The sequence below is a fragment of the Microbacterium sp. B35-04 genome (assembly GCF_010634885.1).
GTDB lineage: Bacteria > Actinomycetota > Actinomycetes > Actinomycetales > Microbacteriaceae > Microbacterium.
The window spans coordinates 1-19,375 of the sequence record NZ_MWLP01000040.1 but is presented as its reverse complement, the minus strand read 5'-3'; the positions used below and the strand labels follow the sequence as shown (position 1 = coordinate 19,375).

Annotated in this window: 17 protein-coding genes; 7 read left to right on the top strand and 10 right to left on the bottom strand. The window is 70.8% G+C overall.

The features are described 5' to 3' along the window. The first annotated feature begins 207 nt into the window (after positions 1–207). Entirely contained in the window at positions 208–798 is a 591-nt protein-coding gene (locus B1729_RS11190) for an RNA methyltransferase (protein ID WP_239525546.1), read from the top strand. Between the two features lie 12 nt (positions 799–810). Here B1729_RS11190 and B1729_RS11185 read toward each other — a convergent pair whose 3' ends face one another. From B1729_RS11185 to B1729_RS11175, 3 genes are all read right to left on the bottom strand, one after another. Beyond that, on the bottom strand, positions 811–2,025 hold the full coding sequence (locus B1729_RS11185; RefSeq protein WP_163632734.1) for an FAD-dependent oxidoreductase: 1,215 nt from the start codon (positions 2,023–2,025) through the stop codon (positions 811–813). Next, positions 2,022–3,083, bottom strand: coding sequence for a semialdehyde dehydrogenase (locus B1729_RS11180; protein WP_163615911.1), 1,062 nt, complete (start codon positions 3,081–3,083; stop codon positions 2,022–2,024). The genes B1729_RS11185 and B1729_RS11180 overlap by 4 nt, the downstream gene beginning before the upstream one ends. Before the next feature lie 163 nt (positions 3,084–3,246). Then, positions 3,247–4,566, bottom strand: a complete 1,320-nt coding sequence (locus tag B1729_RS11175; protein ID WP_163632732.1) for an MATE family efflux transporter — start codon at positions 4,564–4,566, stop codon at positions 3,247–3,249. 158 nt (positions 4,567–4,724) lie between these two features. On the opposite strand from B1729_RS11175, the gene B1729_RS11170 reads away from it, so the two are divergent. The 3 genes from B1729_RS11170 to B1729_RS11160 all read left to right on the top strand — a co-directional run bounded on the left by B1729_RS11170 (position 4,725) and on the right by B1729_RS11160 (position 8,999). Then, on the top strand, positions 4,725–6,722 hold the full coding sequence (locus B1729_RS11170; RefSeq protein WP_163615913.1) for a M13-type metalloendopeptidase: 1,998 nt from the start codon (positions 4,725–4,727) through the stop codon (positions 6,720–6,722). A 64-nt stretch (positions 6,723–6,786) separates the two neighbouring features. Further along, positions 6,787–7,698 (top strand): serine hydrolase, encoded by a 912-nt coding sequence (locus tag B1729_RS11165; RefSeq protein WP_163615946.1) that lies wholly within the window; start codon positions 6,787–6,789, stop codon positions 7,696–7,698. 188 nt (positions 7,699–7,886) lie between these two features. Then, the gene (locus B1729_RS11160; RefSeq protein ID WP_163615914.1) at positions 7,887–8,999 is read left to right on the top strand and encodes a 5-methyltetrahydropteroyltriglutamate--homocysteine S-methyltransferase; all 1,113 of its coding nucleotides are present in this window, start codon (positions 7,887–7,889) and stop codon (positions 8,997–8,999) included. 112 nt (positions 9,000–9,111) lie between these two features. On the opposite strand, the gene B1729_RS11155 is transcribed toward B1729_RS11160, so the two are convergent. Continuing rightward, positions 9,112–9,903, bottom strand: coding sequence for an ABC transporter permease (locus B1729_RS11155; protein ID WP_163632731.1), 792 nt, complete (start codon positions 9,901–9,903; stop codon positions 9,112–9,114). Beyond that, the gene (locus B1729_RS11150) at positions 9,900–10,619 is read right to left on the bottom strand and encodes an ATP-binding cassette domain-containing protein (protein WP_163632729.1); all 720 of its coding nucleotides are present in this window, start codon (positions 10,617–10,619) and stop codon (positions 9,900–9,902) included. The genes B1729_RS11155 and B1729_RS11150 overlap by 4 nt, the downstream gene beginning before the upstream one ends. Positions 10,620–10,742: 123 nt before the next feature. Here B1729_RS11150 and B1729_RS11145 point away from each other — a divergent pair, with 123 nt between their 5' ends. Then, positions 10,743–11,291, top strand: coding sequence for a helix-turn-helix domain-containing protein (locus B1729_RS11145; protein ID WP_239525531.1), 549 nt, complete (start codon positions 10,743–10,745; stop codon positions 11,289–11,291). A gap of 42 nt (positions 11,292–11,333) precedes the next feature. Here the strand turns inward: B1729_RS11145 and B1729_RS11140 are convergent, their stop codons facing one another. The 4 genes from B1729_RS11140 to B1729_RS11125 are packed head-to-tail and all read right to left on the bottom strand — an operon-like array spanning position 11,334 to position 14,921. Beyond that, on the bottom strand, positions 11,334–12,299 hold the full coding sequence (locus B1729_RS11140; RefSeq protein WP_163632727.1) for a VOC family protein: 966 nt from the start codon (positions 12,297–12,299) through the stop codon (positions 11,334–11,336). A gap of 28 nt (positions 12,300–12,327) precedes the next feature. Then, on the bottom strand, positions 12,328–13,416 hold the full coding sequence (locus B1729_RS11135) for a 4-oxalomesaconate tautomerase (protein WP_163632725.1): 1,089 nt from the start codon (positions 13,414–13,416) through the stop codon (positions 12,328–12,330). Beyond that, positions 13,403–14,116, bottom strand: a complete 714-nt coding sequence (locus B1729_RS11130; protein ID WP_163632723.1) for a 4-carboxy-4-hydroxy-2-oxoadipate aldolase/oxaloacetate decarboxylase — start codon at positions 14,114–14,116, stop codon at positions 13,403–13,405. Before B1729_RS11130 ends, B1729_RS11135 begins: the two co-directional genes overlap by 14 nt. 49 nt (positions 14,117–14,165) lie before the next feature. Next, positions 14,166–14,921: a PIG-L deacetylase family protein gene (locus tag B1729_RS11125; protein WP_163615920.1), complete on the bottom strand. Its 756-nt coding sequence runs from the start codon at positions 14,919–14,921 to the stop codon at positions 14,166–14,168. A gap of 146 nt (positions 14,922–15,067) precedes the next feature. Here B1729_RS11125 and B1729_RS11120 point away from each other — a divergent pair, with 146 nt between their 5' ends. Both B1729_RS11120 and B1729_RS11115 read left to right on the top strand, forming a co-directional pair. Continuing rightward, positions 15,068–16,474, top strand: a complete 1,407-nt coding sequence (locus tag B1729_RS11120; RefSeq protein ID WP_163615921.1) for an aminomethyl transferase family protein — start codon at positions 15,068–15,070, stop codon at positions 16,472–16,474. Between the two features lie 20 nt (positions 16,475–16,494). Continuing rightward, positions 16,495–17,355, top strand: coding sequence for an IclR family transcriptional regulator (locus B1729_RS11115; protein WP_163632721.1), 861 nt, complete (start codon positions 16,495–16,497; stop codon positions 17,353–17,355). 69 nt (positions 17,356–17,424) lie between these two features. Here B1729_RS11115 and B1729_RS11110 read toward each other — a convergent pair whose 3' ends face one another. Beyond that, positions 17,425–19,047, bottom strand: coding sequence for a tannase/feruloyl esterase family alpha/beta hydrolase (locus B1729_RS11110; protein WP_163632718.1), 1,623 nt, complete (start codon positions 19,045–19,047; stop codon positions 17,425–17,427). Positions 19,048–19,375: the final 328 nt, after the last annotated feature.

Sequence of the window (19,375 nt, the reverse complement as noted above, 5' to 3'; positions counted from 1 at the left end):
CTCGCAAGCTCGCTCAACGACCGCGTTCCTCGCTCGCTCAACGATCGGCAGGGGCGCGGGGCGGGTGGTCGGCGCGGATAGCCTGGGCCGGTGACCTCGCCCGCCCCGCCCGCCCCCGAGCCCGCCGAGCCGACGCCCGCCGAGCCGACGCCCGCCGAGTCGACGCCGGCCGAGCCGACGCCGGCCGAGCCGACGCTTCCGGTCGGCGTGGGGCCGTGGCCGGGCGGGCCCGACGCGTGGCCCGACGACCCGCGGTACGACCCCGAGCTGCTCGCGAACGGCGATGCGCGCAACGTCATCGATGCCTACCGCTACTGGACGATGGACGCCATCGTCGCCGACCTCGACACGCGGCGCCACCCGTTCCACGTCGCGATCGAGAACTGGCAGCACGACATGAACATCGGCTCCATCGTCCGCAGCGCCAACGCGTTCCTGGCGGCCGAGGTGCACATCATCGGCAAGCGTCGGTGGAACCGTCGCGGCGCGATGGTCACCGACCGCTACCAGCACGTGCGCCACCACGAGACCGTCGAGGACTTCGCGACGTGGGCGGATGCCGTATCCCTCCCCGTCATCGCCATCGACAACGTCGAGGGCTCCAAGCCGCTCCCCGCCGCCGACCTGCCCGAGCGGTGCGTGCTGCTGTTCGGTCAGGAGGGGCCCGGGCTCTCGCCGGAGGCGCTGGCCGCGGCATCCGCCACCGTCCAGATCGAGCAGTACGGCTCGACGCGCTCGATGAACGCCAGCGCCGCGGCCGCCGTCGTCATGTACGAGTGGTGCCGCCGCTGGGCGTGAGCCCTCGGTCGATCAGGCGGGTGCCACGCTCAGGGCGGCATCGCCCGTCGACGGCGTCGCGACCTCGACTCGGCGGGTACGCGGCGTGAACGCGAACCGCGCGAGATCCGACACGACCCCCGCCGCGCGGGCCCGCGAGGGCATGAAGCGCAGGAAGAACACCAGCCGCAGCATCCACGCGAGCGCACCGGTGAACGGGACCCCGTACAGCTCGGAGATGCCGCGGCCGAGGCCGAACGAGGCCGCGCGGCCCAGCCCTCGATACGTGAAGACCCGGGGCGCCTTGCCCCTCAGTCTCCGTGCGATCGCGCGGCCGATGTGGTCGCCGCCCTTCATGGCCCAGAGCGCGTTGGCCGGAACGGGCTCCCCGCTCTTGGGGTGCTCCACCCGCGCACCGTCGCCGGCCGCCCACACGCCGTACCTGACGGCGAGCGTGCGTCCCGTCCGCAGTCGTCCGCGCTCGTCGCGCCACGGGTCGAGCCCCGGGAGCTGCACGGGACGCTGCCCGGTCGCCGCGACGACTGTCGCCGTGGCGAGCGTGGTGCCGTCGGACAGCATCGCCGTGGTCGGCGTGACCTCTGTGAGACGCACGCCCCGCAGCACCCGTACCCCGAGGCGGTCGAGCTCCTTCTCGGCGCGCGCCACCAGGCCCGGCTGATCGGACCACTCGCCGAGGATCCGGCTTCCCGAGTGCACGAGGGTCACCGGATGCCCGCGGTCGGCGATGGCCGCCGCCAGCTCGGCGCCCGCGATCCCGCCACCGGCCACGACGACGGGCGACGCCGGAACCGTCCCGAGGTGGTCGGCGAGCGCGGCGATCTCGTCCGGACCCCGGAGCGTCCGGCCGTACTGCTCGAGCCCCGTGACCTCCGACGCCGGCTCCCTCGCTCCGGTGCCCACCACGAGGTGGTCATAGGTCAGCACCTCGGCCGCCTTCTCGCCGCGCCGGTACGACACCGACTGGTGGACGGTGTCGATGCTCAGCGCACGGCCATCGATGATGCGGGCGAGCGGCATCGCCTCCGCGAGGGGCGTGGCGACGCGATCGGGATCGATCATGCCGGCGACGAGTTCGCCCGTGAAGCCGTGGAACCGGTGTGCGCGATCGGCCGAGATCACCACGATCTCGAGCTGCCCGCTCGAGAGGTCGCGCCCGCGCCGGCGGGCCAGCGTCGCGTACGTGTGCAGGGTCACGTAGCCGCCGCCGAGCAGCACCACGCGGGTCATGCGATCACCGCCGCACGCGACTCGAGCGCGACCGGCCTGCCGAAGCTGGTCGGGTCGGCGGCGTGGAACCCGAGGTGACCGAGTCCCCGCGCGCGCTCGCGGATGGCGTCGACCTGGTCGAGCGTCGGATTGCCCAGCGAGAAGTGCCCGGAGTGCCCCGAGAGGGCGAGGATCGCGGTCTCGGCGAAGCAGGCGTACGAGCGGCCGTCCGGCAGGCCGATCTCGCCACCGGTGAGGCGCAGGCTCGGGATGGAGACGATTCCCCCGTCGACGACGAGCACGTCGGGCCGCGCAACCGCGAGCGCCGGCGACGTGTTCCGGGGCTGCGTGGCGTCGAGCACGATCGCGCCGGGCGCCAGGTGCTCGGGTCCGAGGAGCGTGTCGGCGGACGCGGTCAGGAGCACCACGAGGTCGGCGTCGCCGACGGCGTCGATGCTCTGGGCGGTCGCGACGTCGACGTCGCCGGCGATGCTCGCGGCCAGTGCTTCGAGGCGGGGAGCGGTCCGCGCGATGAGCGTCAGGCGGGCGTCGGCGCAGTCGCGGGCGAGGAGCTTCGTCACCGCAGTGCCGACGCTGCCGGTCGCCCCGACGACAGCCACGTGCGGCCGCGATGCCCGCGACGAGACGTGGGGGAGCAGCATCCGGATCTGGTCCTCCACGATCGCCGCGGTGAAGGCGTTGCCGTTCGTCACCGCGATGTCGGTGCGCTCGCGCAGCGTGATGCCGCCCGCGGTCACCGTCGCGGTCAGGGCGCCGAGGCCCACCACGTCGGCACCCAGCGCCGCTGCACGATCCACCGCTCGGCTGACGCGGCGGCGGCCCTCTTCGACGTTCGACAGGAGGTGGCGCGCACCGAACGGCACCAGCACGACGTGGCCGACGCGCTCGCCGCCGATCTGCACGCTCGCCATCGTCACCGGGGCCAGCGGCAGGCGCCGCAGCGCGGTGTCGTAGACCCGCTCGGGAACGAGTCCCAGCGGTCGCCAGGCGCGCGCGAGGTCTTCGCGCAGGCGTGCGCGTGGGTGAACGGTGAACGCGAAGGTTCCGGTGCCCGACATGGGTGCTCCTTCCGGCGCCGCCGAATGCGCGCCATGCGAGCAAGGAGTGGCCGGGGGCGGCGCTGATACGCCCTCGGCGAGGTGGAGACGGTGGGGGGCGCACCGGCGGGGGGCCGAGGGTGGGCGCGGCCAGACGGTGGCTGCGGCCCGAAGCCCTTCGTCGTCAGGCGGGGACGGACATCCAGGCCGCGCCGCGGACGCGCCAGCCGAGCGTCGCCAGCCGCGCCAGCATGTAGACGCCGAAGAACGCGACCGCGAGCCAGGCCAGCCCGGCGGCGCCCACCGGCTGCAGCACGGCGACGAGCACCAGCGCCGGCAGGTACGGCACGAGGTTGAGGACGCCGGCGATCGCGAGGTACTTCGCGTCGCCCGCGCCGATGAGCACGCCGTCCAGCACGAACACGATGCCGCACACCGGCTGTGCGATCGCCAGCACGATGAGCGCGGGCTGCACCAGGGTCGCGATGCCGGGGTCGCCGGTGAACAGCAGGCCGATCACACCCGACAGTGCTCCGATCACCGCCCCCGTGATCACGCCGAACCACGTGCCCCACGCGACGGTGCGGCCGAGCACGCGGTGCACGAGGCCCCGGTCCTCGGCGCCGAGTCCCTTGCCGATGAGCGCCTGCGCGGCGATCGCCAGTGCGTCGAGCGCGAACGCCGCGGTCGAGAAGATCGTGAACGCCACCTGCCAGCCGGCGAGCTCGACCGTGCCGAGGCCGGTGGCCACCGCGACCGTCGCGAGCAGCGCGATCCGCAGCGAGACCGTGCGCAGGAACAGCCAGCCGCCCGACCGCGCCGAGCCGCGCACGCCTTCGCGCTGGGGGCGGATGGATGCCTCGTGCCGCCGTGCGAGCCGCCCCACGACGAACGCGTACGCGGCGACCATGCCCCACTGCGCGACGACGGTGCCGACCGCCGACCCCGCGATGCCCCACCCGAAGCCGTAGATGAACGCCCAGTTGAGGAGGGCGTTCGCGGCGAAGCCGAGCCCGGCGATCCACAGCGGCGTCACGGTGTCCTGCATGCCGCGGAGGAGGCCCGTCGCGGCGAACACGACCAGCATCGCGGGCAGCCCCCACATCGAGATGCCGAGGTAGATCTCGGCCTGCTGCGCGACCTCCGGTGTCGCGCCGAAGAGCCCGACGAGGAAGGGTGTCGCCACATAGCCGACGAGTGCCAGCACGGCACCGATGCCGAGGGCGAGCCAGATGCCGTCGATGCCGACCGACACCGCGCGCGAGGGGTCGCCCGCGCCGAAGCGCCGGGCGACGGCCGGCGTCGTCGAGTAGGCGAGGAACACCATCAGCCCGACGATCGTCTGCAGCACCGCCGACGCGATGCCGAGGCCCGCGAGCGGCTCCACGCCGAGATGGCCGACCAGCGCCGAGTCGACGATGAGGAACAGCGGCTCGGCGATGAGGGCGCCGAGCGCCGGCACCGCGAGCCGCAGGATGTCGCGGTTCAGGGTGTCGGTCGTCACCCTCAGAGCCTAGAAGGCGCAGCCGACGGCCGGCGCGCGCTCGGACACGAGGCTGCGGCATCCGTCGACATCACAATGCGGTCACGGGCGTCGAAGACGGCCGCACCAGGACGCCCGCACGAGGGATCGCCGGTCTCGGGGCGACTACCCTGGAACGCATGACCGACGCCCCACGCTCCGGTCTCGCGCTCGAGGAACTCAGCGCCGAGATCCGCCCTCAGGACGACCTCTTCCGCCACGTCAATGGCGCGTGGCTGGATCACACGGAGATCCCGGAGGACAAGGCGCGGTGGGGCTCGTTCCACCTCATCGCGGAGCAGGCCGAGAAGGACGTGCACGCGATCATCGAGGAGTCGCAGCAGGCCGAGCCCGGCACGGAGGCGCGCAAGATCGGCGACCTCTACACGAGCTTCATGGACACCGAGCGGATCGAGCAGCAGGGTGCGGCACCCCTCGCGGACGTGCTGGCACGCGTCGAGGCGATCGCCGACATCCCCGGGTTCCTCCGCACAATCGGGGAGTTCGAGCGCGAGGGTATCGCGGCGCTCATCCACCTCTACATCGAGCCCGACCCGGGCAACCCGCAGCGGTATGTGCCGTTCTTCATCCAGGGCGGGCTGTCGCTTCCCGACGAGAGCTATTACCGTCTCGACAACTTCCAGGAGACCCGCATCGCGTTCCGGACGCACGTGCAGCGCATCCTGGAGCTCGCGGGCGTCGCCGAAGCCGAGGCATCCGCTGATCGCATCGTGACGATCGAGACCGAGCTCGCCACGCACCACTGGGACAACGTCGCGAGCCGCGACGCCGTCAAGACCTACAACCTGAAGACCTGGGACGAGGTGCAGGCGCTCGTCGGCGTCGATCTCACGCCGTGGCGCGAGGGCGCCGCGCCCGAGCACGCCGACGCGTTCGCCGAGATCAACGTCTACCAGCCGAGCTTCTTCGAGGGTCTCGGCGCGCTGCTCGTCGAGGACCGCGTCGAGGACTGGAAGGCGTGGCTGCGGTTCGCGGTCGTCCACTCCGCGGCGCCGTTCCTGTCGGACGAGTTCGTCGCCGAGAACTTCGGGTTCTACGGCACGCAGCTCACCGGCGTTCCCGTCAACCGCGAGCGCTGGAAGCGCGGCGTGAGCCTCACCGAGGCGGCGCTGGGTGAGGCGATCGGCCACGTCTACGTGGAGCGGCACTTCCCGCCGGCCTCGAAGGTCGCGATGGACGAGCTGGTCGCCAACCTCATCGAGGCGTACCGCCAGTCGATCGCCGAGCTCGAGTGGATGACCGCCGAGACGCGCGAGCGCGCGCTCGCGAAGCTCGACTCCTTCACCCCGAAGATCGGGTATCCGGTGAAGTGGAAGGACTACTCGACCCTCGAGATCGACGCCGCGGATCTCGTCGGCAACGTCCGCCGCGCGCACGTGTGGGAGCACGACCGCCAGCTCGCCAAGATCGGCCAGCCGATCGACCGCGACGAGTGGTTCATGACGCCGCAGACCGTCAACGCGTACTACAACCCGCTCATGAACGAGATCGTGTTCCCCGCGGCGATCCTGCAGTACCCCTTCTTCGACGCCGAGCGCGACGCGGCAGCGAACTACGGCGGCATCGGCGCAGTCATCGGCCACGAGATCGGCCACGGCTTCGACGACCAGGGCAGCCGCTTCGACGGCGACGGGCTGCTGCACGACTGGTGGACCGACGACGACCGCGCCGCCTTCGAGGAGCGCACCAAGAACCTCATCGCCCAGTACGACGCGCTCGTGCCCCTGGGCGTGGAGGGCGAGCAGCTCGCCCCCGAGAACCACGTCAACGGCGCGCTCACGATCGGCGAGAACATCGGGGATCTGGGCGGTCTCGGCATCGCGATCAGGGCCTACGCCCTGTCGCTGGGCACAGACGTTGCCGGTGAGCCGGCCGAGGCACCCGAGATCGACGGGTTCACCGGCATCCAGCGCCTGCTCTTGAGTTGGGGGCAGATCTGGCAGCAGAAGGGGCGGGATGCCGAGACCATCCGCCTGCTGACGATCGACCCGCACTCGCCCAACGAGTTCCGGTGCAATCAGATCGTCCGCAACATCGACGCGTTCTACGATGCGTTCGGTGTGACGGAGTCGGATGCGCTCTGGCTCGACGAGGATCAACGCGTCACCATCTGGTGACGTGCGGGCCGCGTGCGGCCCGTTCACCCCGCACCACCAACAATTGGAGGGAAACTCCGTGGGCATCGAGCCCAGAAAGGATGCCGAGTCGCTGCGGGGGGCGCGACGGAGCACAGGTCGGCGGCTGCCGAAGAGGGCTGCCGCCGGTCGTCGTTCGTTCACGTCGACGCTGAAGGCGCTCGACGACCTCGCGGAGTCGGGGGCCAAGATCTCGGTGCGCATCACCGATCTCGACCGCGGCACCGCGGTGCTGTCGGGCGACGACTTCGTCACGCTGCCGGTCGCGGGCCTCGGCGTGGTGCCGCTGCTCATCGAAGTGGCGGCCGCCTTCGAGGCGGGGCGGCTCGAGCCGCTCGAGATCATCGACCGCGCGCACCTCGAGCCGGTCGGCGTCGGCGGCGTGTGGCAGCACCTGAAGGCGCCCGCCCTGCCCCTGTCAGACCTCGCGGTGCTCACCGCGTCGACCGGCGACGCGATGGCGGCCAACGCGCTGCTCAAGCGCGTAGGCCTCCCCGCCGTGCGGGCCCGCATCGAAGACCTGGGTCTGTCGCGCTCGGCATTGCTCGATCGGTTCCGCGACGAGCGCGGCCCCGACGACGCCCCGCACTTCGCCCTGGGCTCGGCCCGCGAACTCGCCGGGGTGTTCGCCGCCCTGGTCAACTCGCAGGTCGTCTCGCCGAGCGTGAGCGCCCAGGTGGCCGAGTGGTTGAGCCTCAACCACGACCTGTCGCTCGTGGCATCCGCCACCGGCCTCGACCCGTTCTCGCACGAGAACGACGAGCACGGGCTGCTCTTCATCAACAAGACGGGCCGGGATGCCGGCATCCGCGTCGAAGCCGGGGTGCTGGCCGGTCCTCGTGCCGGTGTGTCATACGCGCTCATCGTCTGCTTCGACGACCTGTCGATCTCGCATCGCCTGCGCGTCCACGATGCTTTCCGCATCCTCGGCACGGACCTCATGGAGTACGTGTTCTGACGCGGGCGGCGTTCTGTGACGCGGGGATTCCCCCGGTGCGGAAACACGGGCCGGTGACGCGACACGCCGCGGCGCGGCATCCGTCATCGGCGTGTCTGGGTGACCGGCCCGGCTTTTCGCACACCCCGGACGGCGTTCTGTGACAGCGCGAGTACCTATGGGGGGAGGCATCGGCTACCGTGGGAAGGGTGTCAACACCGCCGTTCCGCGCCGACATCGTCGGCAGCTTCCTCCGTCCCACCGACCTCGCTGAGGCGCGCCGCCGCTTCGCGTCCGGCCAGATCGACGCAGACGCGCTGCGCATCGCGGAGGAGACCGCGATCGCCGAGCTCGTCGTACGCGAGGCCGACGCCGGCCTGAAGCTCGCGACCGACGGCGAGTTCCGCCGCTCGTGGTGGCACTTCGACTTCTTCGGCCTGCTGGACGGCGTGGAGGTGGTCGAGCTCGATCACGGCATCCAGTTCCAGGGCGTGCAGACCCGCCCGCGCGGCCTGGAGATCAGCGGCAAGATCGGGTTCAGCGACACCCACCCGTTCCTCGACCACTTCCGCTCGCTCAAGAGCCTGCTCGAGCGCACGACCGGCGCGGTGCCCAAGTTCAGCATCCCGGCGCCGACGGTGCTCGACTTCCGGCTGGAGCCGGGACATATCGACGGCTCGGCGTACGACGGACGCGACGACATCGTCGACGACCTCGTCCAGGCCTACCGCGACGCCGTGGCCGCCTTCTACGACGCCGGCGCCCGGTATCTGCAGTTCGACGACACCGCCTGGGCCTATCTCTGCTCGGACGTCGAGCTCGAGAAGGCGCGGGAGCGCGGCATCCGCACCGACGGCATCGCCGAGCGGTACGCGGGCATCCTCAACCGCATCCTCGACGGCAAGCCCGACGACCTCGTCGTCACGACGCACGTGTGCCGCGGCAACTTCCGCTCGACGTGGATCTCGTCGGGCGGCTACGAGCCGGTCGCCGAGCAGCTGCTCGGAAACACCGCGTACGACGGCTACTTCCTCGAGTACGACAGCGAGCGCGCCGGTGGCTTCGAGCCGCTGCGCTTCCTGCCCGAAGGTGACAAGACGGTCGTGCTCGGGCTGATCACGTCCAAGAGCGGTGAGCTGGAAGATGTGGATGCCGTCAAGAAGCGCATCGACGAGGCATCCGCGTTCGCCCCGCTCGAGCAGCTCGCGCTGAGCCCGCAGTGCGGCTTCGCCTCCACCGAGGAGGGCAACGTCCTGACGGAGGACGAGCAGTGGGCCAAGGTGCGCGAGGTCGTCGACATCGCCGCCGACGTCTGGCGCTGACCCGGGCACGTTTCGTCTCGGTCGCTGGCGCTCCCTCGCTCAACGACCGAGCCTTTCTCCCGGTCGTTGAGCGAGTGAAGCGAGACGAAACGCGTCAAACGACGGACGGGGGTCAGCGCAGATCCCGGCGCAGCGGGGCGAGGAGCGCCGCTCCGGCCGCGAGCAGCGCGTAGATGACGAGGATCGCCGCCCCCATGACAGGTGAGGCGAGCGGTGCCGCGGTGAGTGCGGTCTGCTCGGCGATCGCGTCGGTGAGGAACGTGAAGCGCGTGAGCGATGCGGTGGCGCCGCCCGGTAGGAACGGGTACAGCGCGTTGACGCCGGGGATCAGCATGAGGACGTGCTCGAGGAAGTAGAAGTATCCGAGCACGATCCCGATCGCGAGGAGCTGGTGGCGGGCGAGCGCGCCGATGCCGACTCCCAGCACCATATAGACGGTGGATGCCACGGCGAGCTGCCCGAGCATGACCACGAGCTGCTCGGCGCTGAGGCCGAGAGTCACGCCGCGCAGGACGGCAGCGCCGATCAGCGTCACCCCCGCCGTGACCGAGGCGACGACGCCGTAGAGAAGTCCGAGCACCGTGTACACCGCGAGCTTCGCTCCCAGGACCCGACCGCGTCGCGGCACGGCGAGGAAAGTGGTGCCGATCGTGTGGTGGCGGTACTCACCGGTGATCGCGACGGTGCCGATGAGAGCCGGGATGAAGAGCAGCAGGGCACCGAGACCGACGACCAGGCCGGCGCCCGGGGTCGTGTCGATGCCGGGCATGGGCGTCGTCGAGTTCTCTGGTCCGATCAGGGCCAGGAGTCCCGTGATGCTGCCGGCGCAGACGGCGGCCAGGAGCGTCCATAGCGGGAGCCGGGTCGCGAGGAGGCGGATGAGCTCGCCGTGGATCGCGTTCATCGCTGCGCACCTTCCTGCGTGAGATGAAGGAATGCCTCTTCGAGGGAGGGCCGGGTGGTGAGGACGTCGGCGAGCGGACCCGTCCAGGTGATCCGACCCCGGTCGATGAGTACGACGTCGTCGATACTGTGCTCGAGGTCGTTCAGAAGGTGGCTCGAGATCAGGACCGCACCGCCATCGGCTGCGAACTGTCGCAGGAACCCGCGCAGCCAAACGACGCCCGCGGGGTCGAGGCCGTTGGACGGCTCGTCCAGCACCAGGATCCGCGGCTCGCCGAGCAGTGCCGTCGCGAGCGACAGCCGCTGTCGCATGCCGGTGGAGAAGGTGCCGATCCGGCGACCGGCGAAGCCCTCCGCGCCGACGGCGGCCAGCGCCGCGTCGACGCGCTCGCTCGGCAGGCCCGCGAGAGCACCCATCGTGCGCAGATGCGCGGAGGCGGTCATCCCGGGGTGAGCGCACGCGATGTCGAGCACCGCTCCGACGGCGCGGACGGGGGTGGCGAGGTCGCGATACCGCTGCCCGTCGATGAGGGCGGTTCCGGCATCCGGGTGGATCAGGCCGAGCAGCATCCGCAGCGTCGTGGACTTTCCCGCCCCGTTCGGCCCGAGGAAGCCGGTCACGCGCCCCGCGCGAACCGTGAAGGTCACATCGGTCACCGCGTGGACAGTGCCGAAGTGCTTGCTGAGGCCCGTCACCTCGATCGCTGCGCGCGTCATGGCGACACCTCGCACTCGGTTCGAACTGGATCCATCAGCATCGTCATCCTCGTACCCCCGTTCGGTAGAATCGTTCTAACGAAGAGAACATTATCATGCTGATAATAATGAGATGGAGCCCGAGTGAACGACTCCTCGATCGCCGACGTCGTGATGCATCCGGTGCGTCTGCGGATCATCCAGCAGCTCGGCGGACGCAACGTCACCACGGCACAGCTGCGCGCCGCGCTGCCGGATGTCACGCAGGCGACGCTGTACCGGCATGTCGCGACGCTCGTCGATGCCGGCATCCTGTCGATCGTCGAGGAGCGCAGGGTGCGCGGGGCAGTGGAGCGCACGCTGGCGCTGGGCGACCGAATGGCTCACGTAGACCAGGCCGAGCTGCGCGCCATGAGCGATGCCCAGCTGCGCTCGGCGTTCCTCGCCTTCCTGGGTGACCTGTCGGCGGACTTCGACCGGTTCGTCGACAGCGAGGATGAGATACTGCGCGACTTCGTCGGCTTCGGACGCGTTCCGCTGTATGTCGATGCCGCCGGCCTCGCTGCCATCCAGGCCGGGCTCTCGGAACTCCTCGCGCCCTACCTGTCGGAGACCCGCGACGCAGGCCGGCGCCGGGTCAGCTTGGCGACGGTGCTCGTCCCGGAGCCCCAGGCGCACTCGTCGGCCGACTGACTCATCCGCCCGCGGCGGGCCAGCGGGTGAGAGCCCGTGCTCTCAGTGCTCGGGGGCGTCCACCACGGGGGTGCCGTGGGTGTGGAAGGTCTCGATCGTCTTCATGCCCCAGGCCTGGCCCTTTCGGCGCTCGGCCTCGGACCACTCCACGACGGGCTGATCGGGGTCGAGCAACAGGCGGGCGCCGGCGTTGGCGAACTCGATGCGGTTGCCGCCCGGCTCCCACACGTACAGGAAGAACGTCTGGTTGATGGCGTGCTTGTGCGGGCCCGACTCGATGTGGATGCCGTTCTCGAGGAAGATGTCGGCGGCCTTCAGGATGTCTTCGCGCGTGTCGGGGGCGAACGCGATGTGGTGCAGGCGGTTGCCGTGCTTGGTCCAGTCGTCGGAGTAGACGACGTCGTAGGACTTCAGCGAGAAGTGGAACCACCACGCCGCGAACTTCCCGCTGTCGAGGCGGATGCGCTCCGACTCCCGCATGCCGAGCGCGTCGCGCAGGAACTCGCCGTTGGCTTCGACGTCCTTCGCGAGGTAGTTGATGTGGTCCAGGCGGCGGGCGTTGACGCCCCGCCCCGGAAAGCGAGACGCCTGGTTCTTGAGTGCCGGCCGGTCCTCGTCCCCGGCGACATAGCGCTCGGCCTCGTAGAAGATCGCCATCGCATGGCCGTCGGGGTCGGTGAACCCGTACGTCGGTCCGCAGCCCACGTCGCCCTCGGTCCATCCGGTGCCGTGCCCGGCCGCCTCGATGGCGGCGACGCGACGCTCGAGCGCCTGGGGCGACGACGCCCGGAACGACGTGCGGCCCACGCCCGCGGCATCCGATGCGGTGAGCTTGATCGTGTAGAGCTGGTACTCGTCCCACGTGCGCAGGTAGATCGAGTCGCCGTCCTCGGCGACGACGCGCATGGCGAGCAGCTCCTCGAAGAACCACCGGCTCTCCGCCGGTTTCGGGGTCAGCAGTTCGACGTGGGCGAGGTGGGCGACGTCGAACGACGTGTCGGCGGTCATGGGGGCGTCCTCTCTGACGTTCGTGCGGTTACGGGCGCGGTCTCGGGAAGACCGTGCCGTCGAAGAGCTTGCGGGCGGTGCGGAGCGAGAACGAGGTGCCGCGCCACGTCCCGTCGGCGTCGCGGGTGACGCGCACGCGCGACGGGAAGGTGCCGCTGGGATGCTCGACGGCGGTCTCCTCACCGGTGAGCGGGCCGGCGAGGTCGTGCCCCACGGCGCCGGGAATGCGCAGCGCCGCGGCGACGGATGCCGCCATCAGCACGCCGATCGCCGTGTGCACGCGGGCCGGGATGAAGGCGCGGGTCGAGACCGCGCCGCCGTCGCGGGGCGGCGAGAGCAGGATCAGCTTCGGCACCGTCTGCTGCGCGACGTCTCCGAGCCCCATTCGCGGACCCGCCTCGAGTCGGATGCGCTCCAGGCGCCCGGCCAGCGCGGCATCGCGCTCGAGCGCGCTCGGCGACTCGGTGCCGGCCACGCCGAAGTCCTCCGCGCGCAGCAGCACCACCGGCATCCCGTTGTCGATGAGCGTGACCGTGTGCCCGTCGATGTCGTCCGTCGGGGTGCCGGTGGGCAGAAGCGGCTTTTCGGGGCCTCCGCCGACCTCGAGCTCGATCGCGGATGCCGCGCCCGGCACGCCGTCGATGACCGCGTCGCCGTCGTACTCGGGGCGTCCGTCGACGGTGGCGAACTCGGCGGTGGCGAGATCGCCGGTGTTGAGCAGCCGGATCCGCACCGTCGTGCGCTCGCCGGTCGCGGACACGAGGCCGCGCTCGACCGCGAACGGCCCGATGCCGGCGAGCAGGTTGCCGCAGGTCTGCGCGTCGCCGACGGTCGCGGTGTCGACGCCGACCTGCAGGAACAGGTAGTCGACGTGGATCCCCTCAACTGACGAACGGGACACGATCGCCACCTTGCTGGTGAGTGGGTGGGCGCCGCCGATGCCGTCGATCTGGCGCGGGTCGGGCGATCCCATGATCCGCAGCAGCAGGTCGTCGCGCGCTGCGGGGTCGCTGGGCAGGTCCGACGCGAGGAAGTACGCCCCTTTGGACGTGCCGCCGCGCATGAGCATGCAGCGGATGCCGTCGCGCACCGCCGAGGCTGCGTCAGGCGCGCCCATCGCCCCGGGCCTCGTAGTCGGCCTGCGTCACGTACTCGATGCCGAGCTCGGACAGGAGGGGCCGCAGCCCCTTGCGGTCGAGGCTGAGCTCGCCGCCGCGGTACGCGGCACGGTCGGCCTCCTCCTTCGCGAGGCGCGCATCGGCGGCGGCGAGCGCCTGATCCGCCCCGACCCGTGGCACCCGCAGCACGCCGTCGTCGTCGGCGACGACGACGTCGCCGGGAGCGACGGTGACGGCCCCGACGGTGATCGGCACGTTGACCGAGCCGGGCGTCGCCTTGACCGTGCCCTGCGCGAAGACCGCGGCCGACCACACTGCAAAGCCCAGGGCGCGGAGCTCGGCGACGTCCCGCACCCCGGTCGTGGTGACGAGCCCGCGCACACCGCGGGCGTGGAGCGCCGTCGCGAACAGTTCACCGAACGCCCCGTCGACCGAGGGCGACGTCGTCGTCACGACGAGCACATCGCCCGCGCGGCACTGCTCGATCGCCGCGTGGATCATGAGGTTGTCGCCCGGGTGGCTCAGCACGGTGACGGCGGCGCCGGCGATGCGCACGCCATCCTGGATGGGACGGATGCCGGGACCCACGAGTCCCGTCCGGCCCATCGCCTCGTGCACCGTCGCCACGCCGTGCACGCCCAGCGCGTCGACGGTCGCCGCGTCTGGGCGGGCGATGTCGGTGACGATGACGGCGGTCACGGCATCCGTCCGTCCAGAACCGCGCCCCCGCCTGTGGTCGCACTCGCGCTCATGACAGCGCCTGGGTGACCTGCGGGAAGTGCCGCATGTACGCCTCGCCCATCGTGTCGTGGGGGAGTCCGAGGTTGGGGCCGGCGTTGCGCTTGAGCTGCACGCCGCGGCGGACCGCGAGGTCGGTGTAGTACGACCACATGTGCTTCTGCGCGGGCAGGCACTCCATCGCCGCGCGCTTGCGCGGGAATGCCTCGGTGATGTCGAGCAGCACGTTCGGAGTGAAATCGCACTGCTCGGGCTGATGCGGCTCGAAGAAGAAGACGGGCGGGGCGCCGATGATGTCGTCCTTCGAGGGGAAGCTTCCGTCGGAGTTCGCCACGCCGATCGCCTGCGCCAGCACGCGGGCTTCGAGCGCCATCCGCGCCGCCGCGGGGTGATCGCCGTTGTAGGGATCGCGCAGCGTGTGCGTGAGCACCACCGTGGGCTGCACGCGCCGGTACAGGTCGACCAGGCGCGAGACGGCGTCGCGCGACTCGACGAGCGGGTAGTCGCCCAGGTCGAGGAACTCGATCTCGGCTCCGAGAGCGGATGCCGCGGCCTCGGCCTCGTCGCGGCGGATGCGCTTGATCTCGTCCAAGGACTTGCCGTCGAGCCACTGGCTGGCCGACTCGCCGCGCTCGCCGTACGACAGGCAGGCGACCACCGCGCGCTGGCCGCGGAGGGCCGCGGCGGCGATCGCGCCGCCTGCCCGCCAGACGAAGTCGCCGGCGTGGGCGCTGACGACGAGGAGCGTGTCGGCAGTGTCTGTCATGGGGCCAGCGAATCACACCCATGGCGAAATGGTCAACAAATTGTCTACAATCGTGGCGACCATATACCTCTGGACGTAGGTATAGCGGACACGTAGCATCGCGCTCAGGTCACCCCGAAACACTGGACGAGGAAGTCGAGGAACTCATGGCGAGCAACCTGCAGGAGCTCATGGACGAACGGGGGAGCGTCGTCGAGATGCTGCGGAACTCGCAGCTCGGCACCTACATCTACCCCGTCGTGCCCGCGGAGTTCACGAACTGGCGACGCGAGCAGAAGGCCTGGCGCGAGACGGCGGTGCTCTACGACCAGACGCACCACATGGTGAACTTCTTCATGACCGGCCCCGACGCGCTGAAGCTGCTGTCGGACACCGGCATCAACTCGTTCGCGAACTTCCCGGTGAACACCGCCAAGCAGTTCGTGCCGACCTCATCGACCGGCGGGGTGATCGGCGACGGCATCCTGTTCCACCTCGCCGAGCACGAGTACGTCTACGTCGGCCGCGCGCCCGGCGCCAACTGGCTGCAGTTCCACGCCGAGACCGGCGGCTACGACGTCGAGACCCGCTACGACGACCGCTCGCCGTCGCGGCCGTACGGCGAGGCGGTGACGCGGGAGTTCTATCGCTTCCAGATCCAGGGCCCGAACGCCTGGCAGATCATCGAGAAGCTCGCGGGCCGCGAGGTCGAGCAGGTGCGGTTCTTCCACATGGGAGAGCTCGAGATCGCCGGCGAGCACGTGCGCACGCTCCGGCACGGCATGGCCGGAGCGCCCGGCCTCGAGATCTGGGGGCCGTACGCGCAGCACGGGAGGATCCGGGATGCCGTGCTCGAGGCGGGGCGCGAGTTCGGCATCGAGCCGTGCGGTTCGCGCGCCTACTCCTCGAACACTCTCGAGTCTGGGTGGATCCCGTCGCCCCTTCCCGCGATCTACACCGGCGGAGACATCGAGCGGCGTTACCGCGAGTGGCTGCCGGCGAGCAGCTACGAGGCGATCAACGCCCTCGCCGGATCGTTCGTATCGGACGACGTCGAGGACTACTACCTCAACCCGTGGGACCTCGGCTACGGCTCGTTCGTGAAGTTCGACCACGACTTCATCGGCCGCGAGGCCCTCGAGCAGGTCGATCCCGAGGCGCAGCGCAAGAAGGTCACGCTCGCCTGGAACGACGAGGACCTGAGCCGGATCCTCACGAGCGTGCTCGATCGTGAGGGACCCGGCTACCAGTTCTTCGACCTGCCGAACGCGAACTACGGCTCGTCGAACTACGACGCCGTCATCGACGCGGACGGCAGTCACGTCGGGCTGTCGCTCTTCACCGGCGTCACCGCGAACGAGAAGCGCGGCCTGTCGCTCGCGACGGTCGATCGCGACGTGCCGATCGGTGCGGAGGTGCGCGTGGTGTGGGGCGAGCCCGACGGCGGCTCGCGCAAGACCACGGTCGAGCCGCACGAGCAGATCGCGGTGCGCGCCGTGGTCAGCCCGGTGCCCTACGCCGAGACCGTGCGGCAGGAGTATCACGGCGGCTGGCGCACCGCGGGAGTGGCCTAGCCGCCCGAAGGAGGTTCGACGTGGCACGCGGCTCGGACGGCGAGTCCGTCCTGCACAAGCACCTGCGGGTGCTGCAGGCGTTCGACGTGCTGCGCCCGTTCCTCACGCTGACCGAGATCGTGGAGGCGACCGGCCTCGCCGTGTCGACCACCCACCGCCTCGTCGCCGAGCTCGAGCGGGAGGGCCTGCTCGAACGGATGCCGGACCGCTCGTACCGGCTCGGCATCCGGCTGTGGGAGTTCGCGTCGCGGACCCCCGGCGCCCTGGGCCTCCGCGAACTCGCGCGGCCGTGGCTGGAGGCCGTGCACTCGCGCGTGCGTCAGCACACGCAGCTCGGGGTGCTGAGCGGGCGGGACGTGCTCTTCATCGAGCGCCTCTCGACCCGGGAGGCCGTGGTCAACGCCACCGTGATCGGCGGCCGCGTGCCGCTGCCGGTCAGCTCCAGCGGCCTGGTGCTGCTCGCCCACTCCGAGCCGGGCATCGTGGCCGACGTCATCGCGGCCGGCTGGCCGGCATACACGTCGGCGACGATCCGCACCGGGGAGGAGCTGCGAGCGCTGCTGCGCCGGGTGCGGGCGGACGGGTTCGCGGTCACCGACGGGCACATCCATCGCGAATCACGGGGCATCGCCGTGCCGGTCCTCGATGCGCACGGCCTGGTGCACGCGTCGCTGGGTGTCGTCGTGCCGAACGACGGCACCTCGCCGCAGGCGGCGGTCGAGCTCCTCACCGTGGCGGCGGCGGGCATCTCGCGTGCGCTCGAGGCGGCGGGCGGGGCGGGCGGGCACGGCATGCGGACGCTCGCCAGCACCTCTCGGAAATCGCTGGACTACTTCTCGTCGCTCGACACCCACACCCTGCCGTCGGCATCCGCCGGCTGATCGGCGCGAGCGAAGGCCCCGGGGCGAACCCCGGGGCCTCCGCACATCACGACGAGACGGCTCGCGCGATCATCCCGTCACGCAGGCGTACGAGCTCGCGTCGTCGATCGATCCGGAGCCGGTGTACTGCGGCCACGCCGGGTACTCGCACATCGGGCGCGTGCGATCGGCGCCCGCGTTGCCGTCGCTCGCGACGAGGCCGGACGGGGCGACGCCGTGTTCGACCCAGTCGACGATGGCGTCGAGGCCGTCGTACTGCGCCACGAACCGACCCTGGCCGTGGCCCCAGCCGGGCACCATGTAGAACTTCGCGAACTTGTCGAGGCGCTTGCCGAACTCGTCCTGGAGCGCCTCCCAGTACTGCACCGTGTTGTGCGGCGTGATGAAGTCGTCGATGGTGCCGTGCGTCAGGATGACCTTGCCCCCGTGTGCGCGGAACTGGTTGAGCGAGACATCCGTCACGTCCATGATCTCGCCCACCTCCTGCACCCGGTCGGCGTAGTCCAGCGGATCGACCGTGTACGGGTCGAAGCCGGGGGGATCACCCGCGACGCCGTACCGCATGGTGGCCTCGAACACTGCGAACTGCAGCCCCTGCGCCTGCGCGCTGGTGCCGAAGCCCGCGAAGCCCTGGTACAGGGCGCCCTCGAGGAGTGCGCTCTTCGCGAAGATCGAGTTGCCCTCGATGTCGATGCCCAGGTCGTAGTCGGTGCTGATCTTCACGGCGGCCGCGATCTCGACGTCCGAGAGGCACGTGTCGACGGCGGCGGCATCCACTCCCGCAGGACAGGCGAGCGACTGGATGTCGAACGCCGCGTCGCAGCCGGCGACATTGCTGACGATGCCGTCCGCGGCGCCGTCCAGCCCGTCGCAGGTGGCGTAGACCGCGTTCGTGATCGTCGCCGTCTCGGCGGAGTTGAGGTGCCCGGCGCCGCCCTCGAGCTGCAGCGCGTCGCGGAAGTTGACCGCGCCCACGTGCATCATCGTGACGTTGTAGGCCGGGTAGTTCGCGATGACGCCGTCATAGTCCTTCGGGTAGCGCGCCGCCGCGTCGAGGGCCTCGTGCCCGCCCTGGGAGCCGCCGATGAAGTACGACCACTCGGCCTCCATGCCGTAGGCCGCCTCGATGACGACCGCAGCGGCATCGTGCGCCTTCTTGACGGACCACTGCCCGTAGTTGAGGAACAGCTCCTCGTCGAGCTGGAAGGTGCCGTCGAATCCGGGCGCTCCCTGGTGGCCGCCGTCGGAGCCGAGGGTGACCCAGCCCTGCGAGAGCGCGGTCGGGGTGCCGGCCGGCTGAGCGGTGTAAGCGCCGGTCGCGGTGACCAGGGACCCGTCGAACCCGCCGCCGCCGAACTGCAGCGTGCGCTCGTTCCAGACGGCGGGGAGGTTGACACGGAACTGCATGTCCTGCGGTGCCGAGACCGCACGGATCCAGCCGGTGACCGCGCAGTAGCTGCCGGCGGCATCCCACACCGCCGTCTCGACGTCGGCGCCGTTGGTCGGCAGTCCGATGTCCTTCGCGGGGATCGTGAGCCCGGCGAGCGATGTGCACTCCGACGCGGTGAGGGTGGGCGATCCGGCGTGGGGACCGCCGGGCGCTGCCGTGGCGGTCGAGAGGCCGGCCGTGAGGACGAGAGCTGCGGCGATGCCCAGCGACACCGCTGACAGCCGCCTGAACGTGGATTTCATCGACGCTCCTTCGCGTTGTGAACCGCAGCCGCCGTGGGGTCGGCGCCGTGCGTGTGCGGCGAGGATGGCATCCGCTCGCGCCGGCGGCAACGGCACTTCCGTCCAATGCGCTTCGCCGTTGTGCCGGGCGGGGATTGCGAGTAAGTTGCCGACCTCGGGTCGCGCTGGCCCACGGATACTCGCGTCGCGCGGGCCACGGATACTCGCGTCGCGCGGGCCACGGATATCGGTCGTTGAGCGGAGGGCGCTCTGGCGCCCGAAGACGAAACGCTGGCGACCGAGCGCTCGCGTCGGGTCTGGCGCGTTTCGTCTCTGCGTTTCGTCTCGC

Coding starts and splice junctions, on each gene's coding strand:
- B1729_RS11185 (WP_163632734.1), bottom strand. CDS start 2,025: ATGACCCGCGTGGTGCTGCTCGGCGGCGGCTACGTGACCCTGCACACG.
- B1729_RS11180 (WP_163615911.1), bottom strand. CDS start 3,083: ATGTCGGGCACCGGAACCTTCGCGTTCACCGTTCACCCACGCGCACGC.
- B1729_RS11170 (WP_163615913.1), top strand. CDS start 4,725: ATGACCGACGCCCCACGCTCCGGTCTCGCGCTCGAGGAACTCAGCGCC.
- B1729_RS11155 (WP_163632731.1), bottom strand. CDS start 9,903: ATGAACGCGATCCACGGCGAGCTCATCCGCCTCCTCGCGACCCGGCTC.
- B1729_RS11150 (WP_163632729.1), bottom strand. CDS start 10,619: ATGACGCGCGCAGCGATCGAGGTGACGGGCCTCAGCAAGCACTTCGGC.
- B1729_RS11140 (WP_163632727.1), bottom strand. CDS start 12,299: ATGACCGCCGACACGTCGTTCGACGTCGCCCACCTCGCCCACGTCGAA.
- B1729_RS11135 (WP_163632725.1), bottom strand. CDS start 13,416: ATGGGCGCGCCTGACGCAGCCTCGGCGGTGCGCGACGGCATCCGCTGC.
- B1729_RS11125 (WP_163615920.1), bottom strand. CDS start 14,921: ATGACAGACACTGCCGACACGCTCCTCGTCGTCAGCGCCCACGCCGGC.
- B1729_RS11120 (WP_163615921.1), top strand. CDS start 15,068: ATGGCGAGCAACCTGCAGGAGCTCATGGACGAACGGGGGAGCGTCGTC.
- B1729_RS11110 (WP_163632718.1), bottom strand. CDS start 19,047: ATGAAATCCACGTTCAGGCGGCTGTCAGCGGTGTCGCTGGGCATCGCC.